The 21,201-nt window shown below is 60.9% G+C and carries 19 protein-coding genes; 6 read left to right on the top strand and 13 right to left on the bottom strand.

The genetic code is table 11. From position 1 onward, the window contains the following. Window positions 1-229: 229 nt before the first annotated feature. The 3 genes from V1T76_RS25060 to ychF form a co-directional block, all read right to left on the bottom strand. Window positions 230-913 carry a fumarylacetoacetate hydrolase family protein gene (locus V1T76_RS25060; RefSeq protein ID WP_330563409.1) on the bottom strand — a complete coding sequence of 228 codons (684 nt, stop codon included), beginning with the start codon at window positions 911-913 and terminating at the stop codon, window positions 230-232. A 129-nt stretch (window positions 914-1,042) separates the two neighbouring features. After that, window positions 1,043-2,353 (bottom strand): MFS transporter, encoded by a 1,311-nt coding sequence (locus V1T76_RS25055; protein ID WP_330563408.1) that lies wholly within the window; start codon window positions 2,351-2,353, stop codon window positions 1,043-1,045. A 162-nt stretch (window positions 2,354-2,515) separates the two neighbouring features. Beyond that, window positions 2,516-3,616 carry a redox-regulated ATPase YchF gene (gene ychF, locus V1T76_RS25050; RefSeq protein ID WP_330563407.1) on the bottom strand — a complete coding sequence of 367 codons (1,101 nt, stop codon included), beginning with the start codon at window positions 3,614-3,616 and terminating at the stop codon, window positions 2,516-2,518. Window positions 3,617-3,847: 231 nt separating this feature from the next. Here ychF and V1T76_RS25045 point away from each other — a divergent pair, with 231 nt between their 5' ends. Together V1T76_RS25045 and V1T76_RS25040 are read left to right on the top strand one after the other, a co-directional pair. Continuing rightward, window positions 3,848-5,542 (top strand): DUF4384 domain-containing protein, encoded by a 1,695-nt coding sequence (locus V1T76_RS25045; protein ID WP_330563406.1) that lies wholly within the window; start codon window positions 3,848-3,850, stop codon window positions 5,540-5,542. Between the two features lie 17 nt (window positions 5,543-5,559). Further along, entirely contained in the window at window positions 5,560-6,144 is a 585-nt protein-coding gene (locus V1T76_RS25040) for an OmpA family protein (protein ID WP_330563405.1), read from the top strand. A gap of 51 nt (window positions 6,145-6,195) precedes the next feature. On the opposite strand, the gene pth is transcribed toward V1T76_RS25040, so the two are convergent. Both pth and V1T76_RS25030 read right to left on the bottom strand, forming a co-directional pair. Beyond that, window positions 6,196-6,984: an aminoacyl-tRNA hydrolase gene (pth, locus tag V1T76_RS25035; RefSeq protein WP_330563404.1), complete on the bottom strand. Its 789-nt coding sequence runs from the start codon at window positions 6,982-6,984 to the stop codon at window positions 6,196-6,198. 160 nt (window positions 6,985-7,144) lie between these two features. After that, entirely contained in the window at window positions 7,145-7,771 is a 627-nt protein-coding gene (locus tag V1T76_RS25030) for a 50S ribosomal protein L25/general stress protein Ctc (RefSeq protein WP_330563403.1), read from the bottom strand. A gap of 346 nt (window positions 7,772-8,117) precedes the next feature. Between V1T76_RS25030 and V1T76_RS25025 the strand changes: the two genes are divergently transcribed. Further along, window positions 8,118-8,465 carry a TfoX/Sxy family protein gene (locus V1T76_RS25025; protein WP_330563402.1) on the top strand — a complete coding sequence of 116 codons (348 nt, stop codon included), beginning with the start codon at window positions 8,118-8,120 and terminating at the stop codon, window positions 8,463-8,465. Window position 8,466: 1 nt separating this feature from the next. Here V1T76_RS25025 and V1T76_RS25020 read toward each other — a convergent pair whose 3' ends face one another. After that, on the bottom strand, window positions 8,467-9,153 hold the full coding sequence (locus tag V1T76_RS25020; protein WP_330563401.1) for an MOSC domain-containing protein: 687 nt from the start codon (window positions 9,151-9,153) through the stop codon (window positions 8,467-8,469). After that, entirely contained in the window at window positions 9,150-9,716 is a 567-nt protein-coding gene (locus tag V1T76_RS25015; RefSeq protein ID WP_330563400.1) for a MarR family winged helix-turn-helix transcriptional regulator, read from the bottom strand. Before V1T76_RS25015 ends, V1T76_RS25020 begins: the two co-directional genes overlap by 4 nt. Window positions 9,717-9,803: 87 nt before the next feature. On the opposite strand from V1T76_RS25015, the gene V1T76_RS25010 reads away from it, so the two are divergent. Next, entirely contained in the window at window positions 9,804-10,574 is a 771-nt protein-coding gene (locus V1T76_RS25010) for a hypothetical protein (RefSeq protein ID WP_330563399.1), read from the top strand. Between the two features lie 211 nt (window positions 10,575-10,785). Here the strand turns inward: V1T76_RS25010 and V1T76_RS25005 are convergent, their stop codons facing one another. The 5 genes from V1T76_RS25005 to V1T76_RS24985 all read right to left on the bottom strand — a co-directional run bounded on the left by V1T76_RS25005 (window position 10,786) and on the right by V1T76_RS24985 (window position 16,758). Next, window positions 10,786-12,078, bottom strand: a complete 1,293-nt coding sequence (locus V1T76_RS25005) for an amidohydrolase family protein (protein ID WP_330563398.1) — start codon at window positions 12,076-12,078, stop codon at window positions 10,786-10,788. 9 nt (window positions 12,079-12,087) lie between these two features. Next, on the bottom strand, window positions 12,088-13,032 hold the full coding sequence (locus V1T76_RS25000) for an ABC transporter permease (RefSeq protein WP_330563397.1): 945 nt from the start codon (window positions 13,030-13,032) through the stop codon (window positions 12,088-12,090). Then, a complete protein-coding gene (locus V1T76_RS24995) occupies window positions 13,029-14,111 on the bottom strand; it encodes an ABC transporter permease (RefSeq protein WP_330563396.1) in 1,083 nt (360 codons plus the stop codon). Before V1T76_RS24995 ends, V1T76_RS25000 begins: the two co-directional genes overlap by 4 nt. After that, window positions 14,108-15,655 carry an ABC transporter ATP-binding protein gene (locus tag V1T76_RS24990; RefSeq protein ID WP_330563475.1) on the bottom strand — a complete coding sequence of 516 codons (1,548 nt, stop codon included), beginning with the start codon at window positions 15,653-15,655 and terminating at the stop codon, window positions 14,108-14,110. Before V1T76_RS24990 ends, V1T76_RS24995 begins: the two co-directional genes overlap by 4 nt. A gap of 95 nt (window positions 15,656-15,750) precedes the next feature. Beyond that, window positions 15,751-16,758: a BMP family protein gene (locus V1T76_RS24985; RefSeq protein ID WP_330563395.1), complete on the bottom strand. Its 1,008-nt coding sequence runs from the start codon at window positions 16,756-16,758 to the stop codon at window positions 15,751-15,753. Window positions 16,759-17,170: 412 nt separating this feature from the next. Here V1T76_RS24985 and V1T76_RS24980 point away from each other — a divergent pair, with 412 nt between their 5' ends. Both V1T76_RS24980 and V1T76_RS24975 read left to right on the top strand, forming a co-directional pair. Beyond that, window positions 17,171-17,743 carry a PDC sensor domain-containing protein gene (locus V1T76_RS24980; protein ID WP_330563394.1) on the top strand — a complete coding sequence of 191 codons (573 nt, stop codon included), beginning with the start codon at window positions 17,171-17,173 and terminating at the stop codon, window positions 17,741-17,743. Window positions 17,744-17,837: 94 nt separating this feature from the next. Beyond that, window positions 17,838-19,964: a methyl-accepting chemotaxis protein gene (locus tag V1T76_RS24975; RefSeq protein WP_330563393.1), complete on the top strand. Its 2,127-nt coding sequence runs from the start codon at window positions 17,838-17,840 to the stop codon at window positions 19,962-19,964. Between the two features lie 73 nt (window positions 19,965-20,037). Here the strand turns inward: V1T76_RS24975 and V1T76_RS24970 are convergent, their stop codons facing one another. Next, complete coding sequence (locus tag V1T76_RS24970) at window positions 20,038-20,970, bottom strand: ribose-phosphate pyrophosphokinase (protein WP_006937598.1); 933 nt, start codon at window positions 20,968-20,970, stop codon at window positions 20,038-20,040. Window positions 20,971-21,201: the final 231 nt, after the last annotated feature.

Genomic DNA, 21,201 nt, shown 5'->3' with positions numbered 1-21,201 from the left:
GCGGGCTCGACCTGAACATGGCCGCCCTGCAATCTCAAGACCGCTTAAAGGACTTGGGCCCGGTTTCCTTCGGCTTTCCGGCAGTGGCGCTGGACAGCGCCTCGACCGGAGAAACCGGGACCACAGCTTCTTAACACGGGACGATATGAAAAGGTTCCGCGGGTTTCGGCTGCTTGTAGTGTGTCCGCAGGCAAAAAGTTGGTCCGGCCAGCCTGACAGCTCAGGGCGATCAGACGACCTTGACGGTCAGGTCCGGCAGCCCGTCAATCGTTGCCACCATAAGATCGCCGCGCTCAACGGCGCCGACACCTGCCGGGGTTCCAGTCAGGATCACGTCGCCCGCACCAAGTTGGAACAGTTCGGACAGCTTGGCGATGACTTCGGGGATCTTCCAGATCAACTGGTTGAGGTCGCCTTCCTGCCGCACTTCGCCATTGACGGTCAGGGCGATCCGGCCCCGGTCGAGGAAACCGCTGTCTGTCACCGGCATAATTGGACCGATGGGGGCGGAGCGTTCAAACGCCTTGGCGGCTTCCCACGGGCGGCCGGCTTTCTTGGCTTCCGCCTGCAAATCGCGGCGAGTCATATCAAGGGCAACCGCAAGGCCGTAGACATGCTCCAGCGCATTGGCTGCCGGAATGTCGCGCGTGCCGGACTTCAGAACGACCGCGAGTTCGACTTCGTGATGCACGTCGCTGGACAGGGGCGGATAGGGAAATTCGCCGGACGGATCGAGATTGTCCGGGTTCTTCTGGAAGAAGAACGGCGCTTCCCTGTCCGGATCGTGGCCCATCTCCACGGCATGGGCCGCATAGTTCCGCCCGACGCAGTAGACCCGCCGGACAGGAAAACCGTCCTGGCTTTCGCTGACGGGCAGGATGGTAGGCAAGGGGGCCGGAATGACGGTCGACATCGCTGAAACTCTCGAGGGTTGACGAAAACCTGCTTGTACCGGGTTCGGGAGCAACCTGTCGAGCGGGACTTGCGGGGCAAGCCTTTTCCCAACTTCTGCGATGGCAACACGCCTGTCCCGAGCGAGCCCTCAGGCCTTGAGCTGTTCTGGCAAGGTTTCCGGCAGGTCGTCCTGACCAGCCTCCGTTTCGTTGGAGGGCATGAACCAGATCACCACGAAGGCCAGCAGTCCGGCGGCGATCATGTAGAACGCCGGAGCGAGTTGCAGGTGGGTCTTGTCGATCAGATAGGTGGCAATCAGAGGCGCGGTGCCGCCGAAGAGAGCCAGCGGGATGTTGTAGCCGATGGAATAGCCCGTCACGCGCACCGACACGGGAAACTGGCCGACCATGGCGGCCATGAGCGGGGCGAAGAACGCGGACAGGATGACGGCCATGCCAAGCTGACCCAGAACCACCATCACGGGATCCGGATGATGCACCAGCCAGAACATCGGAAGGGCGAAGACAGCGACACCGCCTGAGCCAACAAGCAATATGGTTCTTCGGTCGATCTTGTCAGCCAGATAACCGACAAGCGGCAACAGCAACATGAAGACGACCATGACGCTGGTGTTGATCGTCAGGGCCCGGCTTTCAGTGAACTTGACGTAATCGACCAGATAGGAGGTGAGATAGACGAAGGTCAGGTAGAAGCCGACACCGTTGAGCACGTTGCAGGCAATGGTTCGCATGAGGGCGGGCCGGTGATTGCGCAGCACTTCGCCCACCGGAGCGCTGACTGGATCGTGCGGGGAGGGGGGCTGATCCCGTTCTTCCGCCTTGTTGCCGCTGCGGATCATGAAACCGGTGAGCCCGACCAGAAGGCCGAAGCCGAAGGGAATGCGCCAGCCCCAGCTTCCCAGATCGTCGGCCGGCAGGAGGCCGGTTGCCAGTGCCGCCACGCCGGATCCGAGCAGAATGCCGAAGGTTGCCCCGACCAGGGCCCAGGAAACGGTGAAACAGCGGCGTCGCGGCGGGGCGATTTCGTAAAGATAGACCGTTGATCCGGTGTATTCGCCGCCGACAGAAAGCCCCTGCAGCAGCCGGAGCAGTGTCAGCAGCACGGGCGCGGCAACGCCGATCTGGTCATAGGTCGGCAAGAAGGCGATCAGCGTTGTCGGAATGGCCATCAGGGCGACGGACAGCAGAAGGGCCCGGCTGCGGCCCGACTTGTCGGCAATATGGCCGAGCAGCAGACTGCCGATGGGACGCATGAGGAAGCCTGCCGCAAAGACACCGAAGGTGCTGATCAGACTGACGGTGGGATCGTCACTCGGGAAAAACTGTTGTGCAAGGATGGGGGCAAGATAGCCGTAGACGGCGAAATCGTACCATTCCAGCGTGTTTCCCACCGTTCCTGCAATAATCTTGCGGATCCTGGTGTCGCTTCGTCCCGCCATGTTGGCCCCTCCTGCAGGTCGAATTCCCGTTTGTCCGGGTAAACCTAGAGGGCATGTCTTTAACTTCCGTTGCGATTCCGCTGCGGAAAGTGATGCTTGGGCAGGAGGGAAGTTGGCGTGGGATCGCGCAGGCAGTCTCAGGCTGCCTGCGCGCCGTGTTCGTCAGGTGTTGAACTTGAACAGCAGAACGTCGCCATCCTTGACGACATATTCCTTGCCTTCGTCGCGGGCCTTTCCGGCTTCCTTGGCCGCGGTTTCACCGCCAAGACCGACGTAATCGTCATAGGCAATGGTCTGCGCCCGGATGAAGCCGCGTTCGAAATCCGTATGGATGACGCCGGCAGCGCCCGGAGCCTTGGTGCCTTCGGTAATGGTCCAGGCGCGGGTTTCCTTCGGGCCTGCGGTGAAATAGGTGATCAGCCCCAAAAGACCGTAGCCTGCGCGGATCAGCCGGTCGAGGCCCGGTTCTTCAAGCCCGATGGTTTCCAGGAACTCTTCCTGCTCTTCCTTGTCGAGCTGGGAGATTTCGGCCTCGATGGCTGCGGAAATGACAACGGCGGCAGCGCCTTCGGCCTTCGCCTTTTCAGCGACCTTGGCGGAAAGGGCATTGCCTTCTCCCGCAGAAGCTTCATCGACGTTGCACACGTAGAGCACCGGCTTTGCTGTGAGCAGGTTCAGGCCCTTGAGGATCTTTTCCTCATCCGGACCGGAGACTTCCAGCGTTCGGGCCGGTTTGCCGTCCTGCAGGAGCGCAAGCGCGGCTTCCATCACCGGCAGAACCGCCTTGGCTTCCTTGTCGCCGCCGGTGGCTTTCTTCTTCAGCGGTGCGATGCGGCGCTCAAGGCTTTCCATGTCGGCGACCATGAGTTCGGTCTCGACCGTTTCGGCATCGGCGATCGGGTCGACGGTGCCTTCCACATGGGTGATGTCATCGTCTTCGAAGCAGCGCAGCACATGGGCGATGGCGTCGACTTCACGGATGTTGGCCAGAAACTGGTTGCCGAGGCCTTCCCCCTTGGACGCGCCACGCACGAGACCGGCAATGTCGACAAAGGTGATGCGCGTCGGAATGACTTCCTTGGATCCGGCAACCTTGCGGATTTCATAAAGGCGCGGATCGGGAACGGCCACTTCGCCCGTGTTCGGTTCGATGGTGCAAAACGGATAGTTGGCAGCCTGTGCCGCCGCCGTCTTGGTGAGCGCGTTGAAGAGTGTGGACTTGCCGACATTCGGCAGTCCGACAATGCCGCACTGGAAACCCATGGGAGTTCGCTTTCGGTTGGTCTTGAGACTTTGCAGCGCTAAATGCCCGAGCCGGGTCACGAGGTCAAGGCTTTGGCGGGGGACAGGGGTGTGTTTGTCAAGAGCGTGTCAGGATGAAGCGCCAAAAGGAAACCGGCTGGCGATGTAATCGGGCTGAAAGCTTCCCTCCGGTTGTTTATCGGCTATAGTCGGTCTGTTGTTTTGGGCGATTGTTTTGGGAATTGTGATGCGATGATATTCAGTCGCAAGAAACACGGCTTTTTGCCGGGACTATCTGGTGCCCTGTTTTCAGCTCTGGCTGTCGTGACGGCCTGCGCCAGTGTGCTGCCGGCAGGGCCGGCGGCCGCGCAAGGCTTCAATCCGAGTGACCTGACGGGCCTTCTCGGGGATACACCCATCGATCCGGCGCTGCTGGAGGGCGTCGGGCAGGTCGGCGTTACGCGGGCCTATATTCCCGATGCCATCGACCTGTCGCCGATGATGCCGCCACCCTTGCTGCAGACATACGGAAGCTGCGTTTCCTATGCCATCGGCTATGCCATGCGCGGCTATTACGCGGCGCTGGAAAACGATGTGGAACCGGGCAGCCGCACTTACACGCCCAGTCCGGCGTTTCTCCATTCGCAGATCCGCAACCGGAACGAAGCTTGCGAAACTGCCGGCAGCCATGCGCTTCTGGCCATGGCCTACTTCAAGGGCAACGGATCTCCCGACCAGGATGACATTCCGGACGCCGCCATGTGCTCGGAGCGGGTGGAATATGCAACGACCGCGCCTGACAGGTTCCGGATACGCGACTTCATGTTCGTTTTCGACAAGGGACGTCAGCGCCGCAACGCGACGGACAGGGACCTGGACGCAATCAAGCAGCAGCTGGCAGCGGGCAACCCCGTCGCAACCGGGTTCCTGATGGTCGGGGTGGTGCCCTCCGCGCAGACGCCGGACGGGGTGACGCTGCAGTATCTGAAGTCGGGCGAGATCTACCAGGGATCGCTCGGGCGCCACAGCGGGGCCGCCGGGGGACACCAGATGGTATTCGTCGGCTATGACGAGCGCCGGCAGGCCTTCCTCGTCCAGAACTCCTGGGGGCCTTACTGGTCCGGTGACGGCTATGGCTGGATCAGCTACGAGGCAACGAAAGCGGACATGCACAATGCGTCGGTCATGCGTACGGCCATCGTGCCACCGCGGCCCGTGCCGGGGCTGAGCAGGACCGACCGCGACAATGTGGTGGCCTTTGAAGGGGATAGCTGCAGCAGCCTTTATGTCAGCGAAGACACGCCGGACGGCACGCCGCTGCTGGCCGGGTTCGTGAGTACACAGGAAGCGCTGAGGAAACTGGAGGCGGAGTTTCCACCCGAACAGTTGCGGAAGGTCGATGTCAGGCCCTGGCCTGTGTGCGAGGCGTTGAAGACCCTTGCTAGGCCGCTGGCGGAACCCTCGCGTCCTCGCATCCGCCTGTTGGGGGGCAGTGCTGATCTGCGCTACGGCGATTCGCTGGCGTTCGAGGTCACCGCGCCGGACTTCGCCTCGTTTCTCTATATCGTCTATCTGCAGGCGGACGGCACGGTGGTGAACCTTTTGCCGCGTCGCGGCCCCGTGCGCCAGCAGGTTCAGTTCGGTGACCGGTTCGTCTTTGGAGACGGGCAGCAGGGGCGCCAGAAGTTCACGGTGCAGCCGCCGGCCGGGTCCGAAGCCATCATCGTCATTGCAGCCCGCAGCCCCATCATCCAGCTCGAAGAGCTGGAAAACGGTGGCTCGGGGCAATTCTCCATGCCGGTGAGCGCTGAGGGCGGTGCCGGTACCGCAGACGACAGATATTTCCTGACGGCGCTGCGGGCCGGACTGGCTGACCGGCCAGATGAAATGAGCCTGCCGCGCGAGATATCGGCGGCCGTCCTTCACATTACGATCCGGGAAGAGTGACACTCAAAGGTTTCGATATGCGATTTCTTGCTGAATTTGCGACTGCCCGCCTGACCCTGGCAACCGTTCTCGCCCTTATGGTGGGACTGATGCTGCCCGTCGGTGTTTCCGCCCAGAGCGTTACGCCGGATCAGATCATCAAGGCGCTATTGCCAGATGGCGGGGCGCCGAAATCCCGGTCCATGCGCAAGCAGGAGCCGCATCCGTATCGCGGGATCAGCATCGAAGGCCAATTGCCGCCGGAGGTCGTGCTGCCGCGTATCAATCTGACGGTCAATTTCGAGTTCGATTCCGCCTCGCTGACCAACGACGGCATTTTGACGTTGCAGGCGCTCGGCCAGGCCTTGCAGGATCCGCGCCTGAAGAACATGCGTTTCCAGATCGCCGGGCACACGGATCTTCGTGGAACGGCGGCCTATAATCTGGACCTGTCAAAAAGAAGGGCCTTCATGGTGGCAGAGTTTCTGGCGGCGTTCTACACGATCCCGCGCGAACAGCTCGTGCCCGTGGGCTATGGAGAGAGCCGGCCCGTCGATCCGGGCAATCCGTCGAGCGGCCGTAACAGGCGGGTGGAGATCATCAACGTTCAGCCCCTGTCCTGATCGCCAAAGGCGGGCAACCCGGTTTCGCTGGTGTTCTTGGCGGAACCGACCTCAGTCGCCGCCGCCGAGCAGCTTCTTCAGCATGTCAGCCATGGGCCCAGATTTGGGTAAATTGACTGATTTGCCTTGCCGGGCCTGGCGGATATGGCTCTGGCCCTTGGGTTTGGCTGGTGCGGAGGTGCCCTCTTTGAGCTCAGTGGCCTTGCTGGCTCCGGTCGCGCCTTCCTGGGTCTTGCCTTCCTGGGGCTTGCCCTTACGCTGTGCTTTTTCCGGCTCCAGAGCGAGGGTCAGCTTGTTGGCGAACTGGCTGTCCTTGCCTTCGGCCAGCAGTCCGGCCTGATCGGCGACTTCCATCAGAAGCGGCTCGAGCCAGTCCCGGTCGGCCTTGGCGAAATCGCCCAGCACATAGTTCGATACCAGCTTCTTGTCGCCCGGGTGGCCGATGCCAAGGCGCAGGCGGCGGTAGTTTTCGCCAATATGGGCGGTGATCGACCTGAGGCCATTGTGGCCGCCATGACCGCCGCCGACTTTCATTCGGAATTTCGCGGGCGGCAGATCGAGTTCGTCGTAGATGACGACAATGTCTTCCGGTTCGATCTTGTAAAAGCGCATGGCTTCACCGACGGAGCGACCGGATTCGTTCATGTAAGTGCTGGGTTTCAGCAGCAGGACCTTTTCCGAACCGAGACGGCCTTCGGACACCTGTCCCTGAAATCGGGCTTTCCAGGGCTGGAAACCGGAGTGGCGGCGATGGATTTCATCGACAGCCATGAAACCGATGTTGTGCCGGTTGCCTTCGTATTTGGCGCCCGGGTTGCCCAGGCCGACGATCAATTTCATGGTGCGCCTTTCAAGGTAGAGCATCCTGCATGAAGCGGGCTGCAGGCCGGCTGGCTAATCCTGAAACGAAAAAGCAGCCGATTTCGGCTGCTCTTCAAGTTTTCCCGCTGGGGGAAGGGAGGCGGAGACCGCCTCCCGATTTTCAAGGCAAGACTTCAGCTTAATCAGCTTCGCCTTCGCCTTCATTATCTTCGTCAGCATCGTCGTCCGTGTCCTTGAGACCGGCAGGTGCTGCGATTGTCGCGATGGTGAAGTCGCGGTCGGTAATGGTCGGCTCACAGCCCTTCGGCAGGGTGACCAGCGAAATGTGCAGGCTGTCGCCCAGCTTTGCTTTCGACAGATCCAGCTCAAGTGCTTCTGGGATGTTGTCAGCCGGAACGTTCATTTCGACGGTGTGACGAACGATGTTCAGAACGCCGCCCTTCTTGATGCCCGGGCAGGTTTCTTCGTTCAGGAAGTGCACCGGAACTTCAACGGTCAGCGTGGAGCCCTTGGAGACGCGCAGGAAGTCGACGTGCATGACGTCGTCGCGCACCGGGTGCAGCTGAAAATCCTTTGCAATAACCTGGTGCTTTTCGCCGTCCACATCGATCATGCCGATGTGAGTGAGGAAACCGCCCTTGTGCAGGGTGATGGTGGTTTCTTTCACCGGAATGGTGATCGGCAGTGCCGGTTTCTTGTCGCCGTAGATCACGGCGGGGAGAAGGCCTTCGCGACGCAGTGCCCGTGCGGCCCCCTTGCCCACCCGGTTCCGTGCCGACGCCTTCAGCTCATAGCTGGCAGCCATGGCAAAACTCCTTCGAGTGTATAGGTAACGGACCGGCGAACCACCGTGCCAGAAGACTCATGTTGTCCGGGATCGGTCCAGAAGCGCCTCCTCCAGGGGTGCAGGCGCGTGCGCGGATATACCCAAAGCGCAAGGAAAGTGCAAGTCCGCAGTCGCTCGTTTGTCGCAGGGAACCGCGGAAATTTCAAGCGGAAGACCCGCGACCCTGTGTGTCACGCAAAGTTGCTGAACCTTTTGGTTGATTGTTTGCCGGTTCCAGCGGACGCTGCAGATCGCGTCCGGACTGTTGTTCCGGCCTTTGGAATGCCCTTTTTCTGCAGACCTCTTACCGAGAAGAACCGACGTCATGGCCATTGATGAGGACCTCAACGATCGCTTGCGCGAGGCGCTCGGCCACAGGGTGGGTGTCAGCGAAAAACGGATGATGGGCGCCATGTGCTTTCTGCTTCATGGCCATATGATCGCAGGGGCAGACCGCACCCGGGACGGAGAGCGGCGGTTCATTTTCCGCATCGGCAAGCCAAACCATGCCACCGGCCTGGCGCTGCCCGGCGCCGAGCCGATGGTTCAGGGTGGTCGTACGTTAAGCGGCCTGTTCTTCGTCGGTGAGGACGATTGTAGCGACGAATTGCTTCAAACCTGGCTGGATCTGGCGATCGCCAATGCGTTGGCCCTGCCGCCGAAAGGCGCGTGACCTATCCGTTGAGCCTTCTCGATGTATCTTCCAGGAAGGCCGGATCGGCTTTCTTAGCGAAGGAGACACGCCAGGGTTCGGCCAGTTCCTCAAGTTCCGACAAGGCCTTTGCGACAGCAGGATCGAGCCGTGGATTGAACCGTGCCAGGATCACCTCGCGCAGGTTCCAGTCCGGGCAGGGGCGTTCGACCAGTGTCAATTCATCGCCGGCCTGGAACGACCCTTCCTGCAGAACCCGGAAATACCAGCCGGTGCGACCCGTTTTCTGGAAATGGGCTGCCTGGGCCGGGTTGCCCGTGTGCATGTTCAGCTTCCAGCAGGGCTGGCGGCCCTGCGAAATCTGCAGCCGGACGGTACCGGCCGACAGGATATCGCCAATGCAAAGGTCTTCCTCGGTAAATCCTTCGGAAGCGATGTTCTCGCCGAAGCCGCCGGGCTTGTAGATCTCCGCCATCTGCGGAAAGGCGTCACGCCAATGGGCGTAATGCTCCGATGGATAGATATGCAGTGCCTTCTCCGGTCCGCCATGTACGGAGAGGTCAGCCTGCTGGTCGCCGGCGATGCCGGTGGAGGTGACCTGCAGGACACCCTCTGTGCGGCTCTTGCGAATGGCAGACGGCTCCTTGCCGTCCCAACGGTGTTCGGGTTCTCCAGTGAAAAGGGAGAGGATGCGGGCTTTGGCGGTCATGGCTGAAGGCTTTCGGCTGGTGTGTGTTCGTGGCAGAGCTGCGCGGCATCGGCAGGCGAGAGGGGGACATTCAGCAGGCGGCAATGGCCACCGGTTTCCGTCACCTCATGGTGACAGCAGGTGCGGCACATGCCGAACGACCGGCCACCGCGCTGATGCAGCATCGTCAGGACAAGCGCCTTCAGCGAAGACGCCAGGGACGCGGCGACCTCCGGCGGCAGGGCGTCGATGACTTTTTCCAGAGACGAGGGATCTTCCAGCAGCTCCAGGCCTGCCGGGGTGACGTCATAGCGGATGCTGCGCTTGTCTTCGTCCGAGCGGGTTTCGGCGATCAGATCCTTGCGGGCAAGTGCCTTCAGCGTTTGAGAGGCCGTGCCACGTGTTGTTGCCAGGAAGTCGGCCACATGGGAAGGCGCGCGCGAAAACCGGTTTGCCCGCGCCAGATAACTGAGCGCGGCAAATTGAGACGGGTTCAACGGCCCGTTCCACTCCTCGGCAGCGGCAAGGCGCGTCAACCGGTCGATCAGGTCGCGGATGGTCTGTGTGTCAGTCGGAGCGAACATGAACACTATGTAGCGAGTCGAAATTAAACTTGCAATAGTTTCGACTCGCTACTAATAAGGCTGCGTCCTCAAACAAGGAGAAAGCCGATGTTGAAATCCATGTCCCGTTCCGTGCTGATCGCCGGTGTGTCCGCGATTGTCCTGCCGGCCGCCGCTTTGGCAGACAGTAGCCATGCGCTTCACCAGCCGGGTGCCGTCCTGTCGCCGGAAAGCCAGGAGGTCGATCCGAACTACGACATCCTCGCCGCCCATGTGCACCGCAAGGGACGTGTGGTGACCTTTCATATGACGATGAAAGGAACGGCAGGTGCGACGGTGCCGGAAGCAAATGGTGCACTCGCGGGCGCACCGGTGCAGTCCTATGTCTGGCCGACGTCGCTGAAGCCGGAAACGGTCGGTTTTGAAGGAGCAAACGGCATCCTGGCGCTGGTGGCGACCAGCCATCCGGATTTCGACGACACGCCGCTGTTCGATGAAGATGGCGACGGCGATCTTTTGAACGACGGCGCGAAATGGCATTCGCACTGGGTGGTGCTGGCGCCGAACGAAGCATGCGGCGCCGGTGCCCTTTCCGTGCAGGACATCCCGGAGGGGGCCACCCCGAAAATGCCGGCCACCTGGCCGGGTCTGCCGATCTACATCGACAGCCCTGGATATTCACCGGTGCTGGAGGCAGAGGAAATTACTCTCGGCGTGGGTTTTGCCGATGAAAGCGCCATTGAAGGCTTCTCGTATGACGGCGTCACGTCGGCCCTGCGGGTGAACCAGAACGTCCACGCCCCGCTGCTGTGCGTCTTCGACGTCTTCGACGTCGCCTCCGGCGATCTCAGCCTGCCAGGCAAGGTGGCCGAGAACTGAGCCGTATCCGGAGAAAGGATGCGTTGGTGTCCTTCCCTGCAACAACTACTCCTCAGTCATTACTGGGCTTAACCCGGCAATCCATGGCGTGACCGGGCCTGATCCCAAGGACGTGACTGGGACGGGGAACGGCATGGATGCCATGGTCGAGACATGGCATGACGGAGTGTGTGAGAGCTCTGAGGGACAGCCTCCGAACTTGGGAAGACCGTCAGCCTTCGTGCGGGGCGTAGGAGGCTGGATCGACCTGTGCCGGGCGTCCGGGAAGGGTGAGCTGGGCCTGTCGGGCAGGGGTGGTCGCAATGACCTTTCCGGACTTGATGACAGCAAGGCGTGTGGCTTTGAGGCGAATGGCCTCGATCGTGTCGCGGGCCTGCAGCAGCACGAAGTCCGCCTTGCAGCCTTTCTCCAGTCCGTAACCTTCCAGGTTCATGGCCTTGGCGGGGTGCGCGGTGACACAGTCGTAGCAGTAGCGGATGGCGTCGCGGCTGGTCATCTGGGCAACGTGAAGCCCCATGGAGGCCACTTCCAGCATGTCGCCAGAGCCCATCGAGTACCAGGGGTCCATCACGCAGTCGTGGCCGAAGGCGACATTGATGCCGTAGGACCGCATCTCCGGAACGCGGGTCTGGCCGCGGCGTTTTGGATACGTGTCGTGGCGGCCCTGAAGCGTGATGTTGATCAGCGGGTTCGCAATGGCGTGAACCTGAGCTTCCGCGATCAGCGGCAACAGCTTGGAGACGTAGTAATTGTCCATGGAATGCATGGACGTCAGGTGCGATCCGGCAACGCGGCCCTGCAATCCGAGGCGCTGGGTCTCATATGCGAGCGTCTCGATATGGCGGGACATGGGATCGTCGGTCTCATCGCAGTGCATGTCGACCATCAGCCCGCGTTCGGCCGCGATCTCGCAGAGCCGCGCGACAGACCGGGTGCCGTCGTCCATGGTGCGTTCGAAATGCGGAATGCCGCCGACAATGTCGACGCCCATGTCCAGAGCCGTCAGAAGGTTCTTCTCGGCAGTTGCAGAGCGGAAGAGCCCGTCCTGGGGGAAGGCGACCAGTTGCAGGTCAATGTAATCCTTCACCTTCTCACGCACTTCCAGGAGGCCCTTGACGCCCGTCAGCCTGTCGTCGCACACGTCCACATGGGTGCGGATTGCCAGCAGCCCCTGCGAGACGGCCAGATCGCAATATCTCAGCGCTCGCTCGACAACGGCCTCTACCGTCAGGATCTCCTTCAGTTCTCCCCACAGCGCGATGCCTTCCAGCAGCGTGCCGCTGCGGTTCATGCGTGGCAGGCCGAGTGACAGCGTCGCATCCATGTGGAAGTGACTGTCGACAAATGGCGGCGACACGAGGTGTCCACCAGCATCGATCACCTGGCCGGCGTCCGCCGTGATCCCGGCTTCCACAGCTTCGATACGGCCGTTCCGGCAGGCGATGTCGATGCCATGGCGGCCGTCGGGCAGGTTGGCGTTCTTGACGAGGAGATCGAAACTCATGGGACTGTCTCAGCGTTGGCCACGGAAATAGGGCACAAGAAGAGCCCTTGGATAGTCTGCCCGGCGGGCAACGACAATCAGTGCGGCGATGGAAAGCAGATACGGCATCATCAGGAAGAGCTGACCCGGAATGAAGCTGCCGACCTCGGTTTGAAGTCGAACCTGGAAGGCATCGAACGCGCCGAAGAGGAGGGCGCCGATCAGGGCCTTGCCGGGCCGCCAGGAGGCGAACACCGTCAGTGCAATGCAGATCCAGCCACGTCCGTTGACCATGCCGAAGAAAAACGCGTCGAAGGCCGACATGGTCAGGAATGCGCCGCCGAGCGCCATGATCGCAGAGCCCGCAACCACCGTGCCGATGCGGATCGCATAGACGGAAAGGCCTTGCGATTCCACCGCGGCCGGATTGTCGCCAACGGCCTGAATGGCCAGACCGAGCGGGGTTCGGTAGAGCACATAGGCGGTGATCGCGACCAGCAGCAGGGCGAGGAAGGTCAGAGGCGTCTGCTGGAACAGGGCTGGCCCGAGGAACGGCAGGTCACTGAGGCCCGGAATGTCGAGCGGCTTGAAAGCCTCGATCCGGGGCGGTGAGGACACATCCGGCAGGGCTGTCCGGTAGATGAAATAACTGAGCGATGTCGCAAACAGCGTCACGCCAATCCCCGAGACGTGCTGGGAGAGCCCGAGCGGCACGGTCAGGATCGCGTGGATCAGCCCGAAGAGGGCACCCGCCATCGCGGCCACAAGAACGCCACCCCACAGACCCGCACCGAGCCAGACTGCCATCCAGCCGGCCATGGCACCGGCCGTGAAAATGCCTTCGATGCCCAGATTGAGGACGCCGGCGCGTTCGCACACAAGCGCACCGATGACGCCGAAGATCAGCGGGGTCGCGATGCGGAGCGCGGCTGCCCAGAAGTTGGCGGAGATGAGAATGTCGAGGATATCGGTCATTCTGCCGCCTCCTGGTTGGTCTGGCTGCCGACGAAGCGGATCTTGAAGCGCAGGAACAGACCGGAGACGACGACGCACAGCAGGGCCATGGCGACGATCAGGTCTGCCAGATAGTTGGAAACGCCGGTGGCGCGGGACATGGAATCGGCCCCGACGAAGATACTGGCGATGAAGAGAGCTGCCAGAACGACACCGGCCGGGGAAAGCCCGGCGAGCATGGCCACCACAATGCCGGAATAGCCGAAACCGGGCGAGAGGTCGGCTGTCAGATAGCCTTTCAGACCGGCAACTTCCCCGACGCCCGCAAGGCCTGCCAGCGCACCGGACAGAAGACCGACGCGAATGAAGGTTGCCGTGACCGGAATGCCGGCGTGGCGGGCGGCGGCGGCATTTTCGCCGACGGCGCGGATTTCGAAACCCCAAACGGTGCGTTTCAAGAGGAAATAGACACCAAGCGATGCGACAAGGGCAATGACGAGGCCCCAGTGAATGCGCATCCGGTCCATCAGCTTGGGCAGGGCGGCTGCGTCGAGAATGGGCTCGGACTGCGGCCAGCCCATGCCCATCGGATCCTTCATTGGACCTTCCAGCATCATCTGCACGAAAAGCAGGATGATGAAATTCAGCAGCAAGGTTGTGACCACTTCATCGACGCCCAGGCGTGTTTTCAGAAGGGTCGGGCCAAGCATGACAAGGCCGCCGGCCAGTGCTCCGGCAACGACCACCATGGGAATGAGGATGTAGGGCGGTGCGGAAATGACACCAGTGCCGACGGCAACCGCGGCAAGAGCGCCTGCATAGAGCTGGCCCTCCGCGCCGATGTTCCAAAGCTTGGCACGGAAGGCGACGGCAGCCGCCAGACCGGTGAGGATCAGCGGTGTCGCCCTTGTCAGCATTTCGGTGAAGGCGAACAGCGAGCCGAAAGCGCCCTTCACCATCAGGCTGTAGCCTTCGAACACCGACAGACCGGCAAAGGCCATGGGGATGGCGGCAAGCAGCAGGGCGGCGACGGCAGCGGCAATCGATACACCCAGCATTCGGGAAACGGAGGAGGGGCCGCGCGGCTCGAAACGGATCATGCTGCGTCCTCCGCGCTGTGACCGGCCATTCTGAGGCCAAGAGAGCCACGGTCGAGCGTTTCGCTGGGTTCCGCTTCGGACAGATGTCCGCGGTGGATCACGGCGATCCTGTCGGAAAGGCGCATGAGTTCGTCGAGATCCTCTGAAATCAGGATGACGCCAGCGCCGCGGTCGCGGGCGGCGAGCAGACGCTTGTGAACGTCGGACGTCGCGCCGACATCGAGCCCGCGCGAGGGCTGGGCGGCCAGCACGACCTTCGGAACGGTTTCAAGGGTTCTGGCCAGCACGATCTTCTGGATATTGCCGCCGGACAGCAGTCGCGCCGGGCTGTCTTCGCTCTGGCAGCGGATGTCGTAGGCCTTGATCAGAGTGCGGGCCCGCTCCCGCATGGCGGAAAACCGCAGCAGCCCGAGGCGCTGGTTTTCCGGCTTGCGGATGGATTCGATCGCCAGATTTTCCGAAACGCTCATCGCCCCGACAATGCCGTCGTGATGACGGTCTTCGGGAATACGGGCGAGACCGTTGTCGATCATGGTCCGGGCGCTCGCCTGGCCGATGGCCTTGCCTTCCAGCGTCATGGAACCATGGGTCAGCGGCTCCAGACCGGATATGACACGGGCGAGGGTTGTCTGGCCGTTGCCTGAGACCCCGGCAATGCCGAGGATCTCGCCGGATTTGAGCGTCAGGTCGACATCGCGCAAAGCGTCGCGGCCATGTCCGGCGGAGGCCTTGTCCAGGACGAACAGCGGTGCGCCCGGCGTGCCGGGGGATCGTAGGGTCTCGACAATGGCATGGCCCACCATCAACTCGGCGAGCTTGCGCCGGTCGCATTCGGCTGTCGGCAGGTCGGCGACCTTGCGGCCGCCGCGCAGCACGGCGACCCGGTGCGAGGAGGCCAGAACTTCCGCCAGTTTGTGCGAGATGAAGATAATGCCGAGTCCATCGTCCGCCAGCTTTTTCAAGGTGGCGAACAGGGTGTCCGATTCCTGTGGCGTCAGCACCGCGGTCGGTTCGTCCAGAACCAGCACCCGGGCATCGCGGTAAAGCGCCTTCAGGATTTCCACCCGCTGCTTTTCGCCGACGGAAAGCTGGGAAATGCGCGCGTCGAGCGAAACCGTGAGGCCGGAGCGTGCCATCAGCTCTTCCAGCTTGCGCCGGGCCGGCGCACGGGAGGAGGAAAGCGCGGCCAGCCGTTCCGTGCCCAGCAGGATGTTGTCGAGCGCGCTCAGGTTCTCGGCAAGGGTAAAATGCTGATGCACCATGCCGATGCCGGCCTGAAGTGCGGCATGCGGGGAGCCTGGCTCCAGTTCGCTCAGGCCGGTTCCGTCCGGCGACACCATGACCCGGCCTTCATCAGCAACGTAATGCCCGAAGAGGATGTTCATCAGGGTGGTCTTGCCGGCGCCGTTTTCGCCGAGAAGGGCAAGGATCTCGCCGCGCTTCAAGTCGAGCGATACGTCGCCATTGGCCGTCAGAGCGCCGAAGCGCTTGGTGATGCCGTCCAATCGCAACACAACGCCAGCGTCCCGTGCCAGACCTGCCATAGGATACCCCCGGAAAAGAATGAGTGCCGCGCTTGATCCCTGCGGCAGGGAATCGCCGGCGGCCATTGTGACCGCCGGACGAGACAGGCGAAAGCCTACATGGTGGATTTCGGTTCGGTGTCGTTCACATTGACGCGGAACAGACCGTCGAGGATTTCCTGTTCCTTGGCCTTTGCCGCCGCAACCGCGTCGGCCGGGGCAAGGCTTTCATCAACGACGAAGCTGCCGCCACCATAGGACATGAAGCTGTAGGGACCGAAATCGGCCGGTTCAAAGCTGTCGCTGGCAACCAGTTCGATGGCCTTGTCGATGGTCGGCTCCATGTGCCACAGCGCGGAGGACAGGATCGTACCCGGATAATCGCCCGCGGTGTCGATCACGTTGCCAATGGCCAGAATGCCCTTTTCCTTGGCTGCATCCGACACACCGAAACGCTCGGCGTAGAGAATGTCCGCACCCTTGTCGATCATCGCGAAGGCAGCTTCCTTGGCCTTGGGCGGGTCGTACCAGGAGTTGATGAAGGTCACGAGAAACTTCACGTCCGGATTGACGGCGGTAGCGCCTTCCATGAAGGCATTCATCAGCCGGTTCACTTCCGGAATGGCGTAGCCGCCGACCATGCCGATGACATTCGACTTGGTGGTGGCGCCGGCGATCATGCCGGAGAGATAGCTGGGCTCGTGGATCCAGTTGTCGAAAACACCGAAGTTCGGCTGAGCCGGTCCGAAGGACGATCCCATTAGGAACGCCGTGTCCGGATATTCGGCAGCCACCTTGCGGGCGGCGCGCTCGACGGCAAAGGCTTCACCTACCACCAGATCCATACCCTGTTCGGCATATTCGCGCATGACGCGCTCATAGTCGGTGTTGGCGACGTTTTCGGAGAAGGTGTAGGTGATCTCGCCGCGTTCCTGTGCGGCTTTCAGTGCCTTGTCGATACGGCTGACCCACTGCTGTTCAACCGGAACGGTGTAGATCGCGGCAACCTTGACCGGGTCGGCGGCATTGGCGGAAGGCATGGACAGTCCCGCCGATACTGTGACAGCCAGGGCGGCCGTCAGCATGGCCCGGCGGGCCATAGAAAATGGTTTGGATGTGAGCATCTGGAAACCCCTGGAAAAGACCTTGTGCAGGCTTAGATGACCACAAAATATGCGTGCTCACAAGCTGAGCAGGATTGTTGGCAGCAAATTTTTTGAACAATTGGGAAAATTTCTCGAGGCGACTCCCGTCTATCCTATTTGCCTTGGCCGGAATTGCACCTGGACGTTGTTCTCTGCCTCAATTGCTATCGGGCGAGGACTCTACTTACTGGCGTTTTTTTGAATTCCTGTTATCTCAGGTAGTAAAAATTAACTCGATTCATGAGTAATTCCGAATATCTATTGTAATAAATAACATTATGAATTCCCCTATATTTCCCAAAAGAAGATTTCAAATGGATTATTCAGCGCAATAAATCATATTTTAATTTCAGTACTCGATCATTCCTCTTAGTAAATTTAATGGGAGTGAATGATGAAATATCTTGTTCGAACCGCTGCAGTCTTCTTTCTGCTCACCGGCAGTGCCTTCGCTAATGAATTTGAGAGCGAGCTGAAGGATTTGGCTGCCGGAAAGATCGCTGAAATCGCCGGTGCTGCGGAAGTCGTTTCAGCGGTCAAGGAGCAGAACGGTGTTACCGGCTCCTACGACCAGCCGAAAATCGATGAGCTTGACACCAAGTGGCGTGAGGAAGCCGAAGCCGTTGATCAGCCGATGATCGACGAAGTGCTGGACAAGCCGCTCTCCGTCTATCTTTCGAACGTCCAGGAAGCGAGCAGCGGGCTTTTCACCGAAATTTTCGTCATGGACGCCAAGGGGCTCAATGTCGGCCAGAGCGATGTCACCTCAGATTACTGGCAAGGTGACGAAGCAAAGTGGCAGGAGACGTTTCTCGTAGGCAAGGGAGCCGTTCACATCAGCGAGCTGGAGCAGGACGACAGCACGCAAACGCTGCAAAGTCAGGTGAGCGTTCCCGTTCTCGACCCCGACAGCGGCGAGGTCATCGGTGCTGTGACCTTTGGCGTGAACGTCGACAATCTCTAACAGTTAGGGACCGGCTTTGACGGTGTGGTCCTGAAATGAACACGTGAGAACTGGCGGGAAGGTTGAGCCTTCCCGCGTCTTGCAGGGGGAAACCTTGAAAGTATCCGTAAAGCTTCCAGCACTCGTCCTCGGTATCGCCCTTCTTTGTTCGGGAGGCGTCGGTATCGCAAGTTATGTCTCCGGAGCCAATACCGTGCGCGGTCAGGCGGAGCAGCGTCTGATGGCGCTGGTGGAAAGCCGCCGGGACAGCCTCCTGGAGTTTTACCGCAGCAAGGAATTGACAATCGGCGGGCACCTGAACGGTCAGGCCCTCCGATCCGCCTACAGTGATTTCAACGCCGCCTGGGCGAAATACGAAGACAAGGCGGCTGAAACCCTGACCAAGATCTACATCACCGACAACCCGCATCCGCTTGAGGAAAGGGATCAACTCGTCAAGGCAGGTCGCAAACCCTATGACAAGGTGCATGCAAAGCATCACACCTCGCTCAGGGACTATGCCGACGCCAACGACCATCCGGACATTCTGCTGATCAACCTTACAGGCGATGTGATCTACACGGCCCGTAAGCGTTCTGATTTCGGCGCCAATCTCAAGGACGAAGCCTGGTCCCAGACACCGCTGGCGGGTGCCTTCGAGCGGATTGTCGCCGGCAACGAGGAGACGCTTCTGGGCTTCGATCCCGTCCATTATCCCGGCAAGGACGGCGCGCCGACCGGTTTCTGGGTTGCGCCGGTGAAGGTAGGCTCCAAAACAATCGGCGCGGTTGCCTACGAGACCCCGATTAGCAAGATCAATGCGCTGCTCGGCAACTACGCCGGCCTTGGCGACACCGGCAACATCTATCTTGTCAATGAAGCGGGGCTGGCCGTGAACGACAGCCAGCGCACGACTGACATGGACGAAATGCTCAGCGACGCCTTCGCAGCACCCGAAGTGATGTCGGTGATGAGCGGCGAGGCGACCTTCAAGCGTCTGCCGGATTACAACGGCCGGGACGTTTTTGCGGCGATGATGCCTATCTCGGCGCTCGGCAACACCTATACGCTTGTCGTGGTTCAGGACGCTGACGAAGTTCTGGCACCCCTGACGTCGCTGAAGTTCTGGATTTTCGGTATTTCTCTTGCCTGTGCGTTCGCAGCCGGCGTGATCGGTCTTGTGATGGCAAGAAACCTTTCCGGCCGCATAACCCGGCTGGGGGCGGTGATGAGCAGGCTTGCCGGTGGAGATACGGCCGTGGACGTGCCGTCGCAGACAGCTGCCGACGAAATCTCCGATATGGCAGAAACCGTCGCGGTCTTCCGGGAAAACGCAATTTCCCGTGCCAGGCTCGAAGCCGAGCAGCAGGAATCTGCTGCTGCCCGGGAACGGCAGGCAGAGGCAACGACCCGGCTTATCTCCAGTTTCAGGTCCGAGGTTACGGACATGCTGGATGCGGTTCACAGCAACAGCGAACAGATGAGGCTGGCGGCAGAAGAGTTGAACGGCGTTGCAGACGAGACCGCAAGCGAAGCCTCGAATGCCTCGTCGACTTCGGAAGAAGCCTCAACGAATGTGCAGACGGTTGCGTCTGCTTCCGAGGAATTGTCGGCCTCCATCCAGGAGATCCGCAGACAGGTTATGTCGACGACGGAGATCGTTCGCGACGCGTCTCAAGCCGCAGTCGACACCAATACCAAGATCGAAGGCCTTGCCGAAGCCGCGCAGCGGATCGGGGATGTCGTGAACCTTATTTCCGCCATTGCCGAACAGACCAATCTTCTGGCGCTGAATGCGACGATCGAAGCCGCGCGGGCGGGGGACGCCGGCCGTGGATTTGCGGTGGTTGCGTCCGAAGTGAAGGAGCTTGCAACGCAGACCGCAAAGGCAACGGAAGAAATCGAGGGGCAGATTGCCGAAGTGCAGGCCGCAACGAAGGATGCCGTGTCGGCAATTGCCGGGATTACCCAGACGATGAGCCAGGTCGACGAATACACCGGATCGATCGCCTCCGCCGTCGAGCAGCAAGGCGCTGCAACCAACGAAATCTCGGGCAACGTTCAGGAAGCGGCAAAGGGCACGCGGGAAGTCGCGCGCACGGTCGAGACCATTTCTCAAAAGACACTGGTGACGAGCTCTTCCGCGGGGCAGGTGCTGTCGGCATCGACGGATGTCAACAACCATACCAATGCGCTGCGGGAAACGGTCGATCGTTTCCTGGCCGCGGTCGCGGCCGCCTGACCCTATGCCTTGTCCAATAAAAACGCCCGGCTGAAAGGCCGGGCGTTTTTTTATGTGTCTGGCGTCCGCCGGTTTAGCTGAACAGGCTGGAAACGGATTTTTCCAGGGCTGTCCGGTTGATGGCTTCGCCGATCAGCGGGGCAATCGAGATTGCACGGATGTTGGCGGCGGCCGTGATGGCGGCGGTCGGTTCGATGGAGTTGGTGATGACCAGCTCCTTCAGCTTGGAGGAGGTCACGCGGGCAACCGCACCGCCGGACAGAACGCCGTGGGTGATATAGGCGGTCACCGACTGCGCGCCCTTGGCCAAAAGGGCTTCGGCCGCGTTGCAGAGCGTTCCGCCGCTGTCAACGATGTCGTCGACAAGGATGCAGTCGTAGCCTTTGACATCACCGATGATGTTCATGACTTCCGATTCCCCAGGCTTGTCGCGGCGCTTGTCGACGATGGAGAGCGGCGCTTCGATGCGCTTTGCAAGGGCGCGGGCACGCACCACGCCGCCGACGTCCGGAGACACGACCATGACATTGTCGGTCGCGTAGCGTTCCTTGATGTCGCGGGTCATGACGGGAGCGGCGAACAGGTTGTCCGTCGGGATATCGAAAAAACCCTGGATCTGTCCGGCATGGAGATCCAGGGTTAGAATGCGGTCTGCACCGGCTTCGGTGATCAGATTGGCCACCAGCTTTGCCGAGATCGGGGTTCGGCCGGAGGCGCGGCGGTCCTGCCGGGCGTAGCCGAAATAGGGAATGACCGCGGTGATGCGGCGGGCGGAGGACCGGCGGAGCGCATCGATGATGATGAGCAGTTCCATCAGGTGGTCGTTTGCCGGGTAGCTGGTCGGCTGGACGACGAAAACATCTTCGCCGCGTACGTTTTCCTGGATTTCTACGAAGATTTCCTGGTCGGCAAACCGCCGGACCTGGCATTTGGCGAGAGGGGCATCCAGGTATTTGGAAATTTCCTCAGCCAGGGCTCGGTTGGAATTGCCCGCGACGATCTTCATGAGCCGCAAGTCCTTCTGGTGCGACGGCGGGTTTGCAGACAGGTTGTGCCTTGCAAACACGCGGAAAGGCCTAGGTCTTAAGTCATGTGCCGGGTGCCGGGAGCCTCGCTCGGAAACCCTCGGCAGGCGGCGGCGTTGTAACAACCAAGCAACCGGACCACAACAGGCGTTGTTGCCTGACGCCCGCTTTTTTTTATTTTTTGTGACGCCATGCCGGAATTACCCGGCAAA

The organism is Roseibium sp. FZY0029, from assembly GCF_036350355.1.
Taxonomy (GTDB): Bacteria; Pseudomonadota; Alphaproteobacteria; order Rhizobiales; family Stappiaceae; genus Roseibium.
Note: the sequence above shows the minus strand (reverse complement) of the source record. Positions and strands in the feature narration are given on the sequence as shown.

Coding starts and splice junctions, on each gene's coding strand:
- ychF (WP_330563407.1), bottom strand. CDS start 3,616: ATGGGTTTCCAGTGCGGCATTGTCGGACTGCCGAATGTCGGCAAGTCC.
- V1T76_RS24980 (WP_330563394.1), top strand. CDS start 17,171: ATGATGAAATATCTTGTTCGAACCGCTGCAGTCTTCTTTCTGCTCACC.
- V1T76_RS25055 (WP_330563408.1), bottom strand. CDS start 2,353: ATGGCGGGACGAAGCGACACCAGGATCCGCAAGATTATTGCAGGAACG.
- V1T76_RS24985 (WP_330563395.1), bottom strand. CDS start 16,758: ATGCTCACATCCAAACCATTTTCTATGGCCCGCCGGGCCATGCTGACG.
- V1T76_RS25010 (WP_330563399.1), top strand. CDS start 9,804: ATGTTGAAATCCATGTCCCGTTCCGTGCTGATCGCCGGTGTGTCCGCG.
- V1T76_RS25000 (WP_330563397.1), bottom strand. CDS start 13,032: ATGACCGATATCCTCGACATTCTCATCTCCGCCAACTTCTGGGCAGCC.
- V1T76_RS25060 (WP_330563409.1), bottom strand. CDS start 913: ATGTCGACCGTCATTCCGGCCCCCTTGCCTACCATCCTGCCCGTCAGC.
- V1T76_RS25025 (WP_330563402.1), top strand. CDS start 8,118: ATGGCCATTGATGAGGACCTCAACGATCGCTTGCGCGAGGCGCTCGGC.
- pth (WP_330563404.1), bottom strand. CDS start 6,984: ATGAAATTGATCGTCGGCCTGGGCAACCCGGGCGCCAAATACGAAGGC.
- V1T76_RS25015 (WP_330563400.1), bottom strand. CDS start 9,716: ATGTTCGCTCCGACTGACACACAGACCATCCGCGACCTGATCGACCGG.
- V1T76_RS24995 (WP_330563396.1), bottom strand. CDS start 14,111: ATGATCCGTTTCGAGCCGCGCGGCCCCTCCTCCGTTTCCCGAATGCTG.
- V1T76_RS25045 (WP_330563406.1), top strand. CDS start 3,848: ATGATATTCAGTCGCAAGAAACACGGCTTTTTGCCGGGACTATCTGGT.
- V1T76_RS24970 (WP_006937598.1), bottom strand. CDS start 20,970: ATGAAGATCGTCGCGGGCAATTCCAACCGAGCCCTGGCTGAGGAAATT.
- V1T76_RS25040 (WP_330563405.1), top strand. CDS start 5,560: ATGCGATTTCTTGCTGAATTTGCGACTGCCCGCCTGACCCTGGCAACC.
- V1T76_RS25030 (WP_330563403.1), bottom strand. CDS start 7,771: ATGGCTGCCAGCTATGAGCTGAAGGCGTCGGCACGGAACCGGGTGGGC.
- V1T76_RS24990 (WP_330563475.1), bottom strand. CDS start 15,655: ATGGCAGGTCTGGCACGGGACGCTGGCGTTGTGTTGCGATTGGACGGC.
- V1T76_RS25005 (WP_330563398.1), bottom strand. CDS start 12,078: ATGAGTTTCGATCTCCTCGTCAAGAACGCCAACCTGCCCGACGGCCGC.
- V1T76_RS25020 (WP_330563401.1), bottom strand. CDS start 9,153: ATGACCGCCAAAGCCCGCATCCTCTCCCTTTTCACTGGAGAACCCGAA.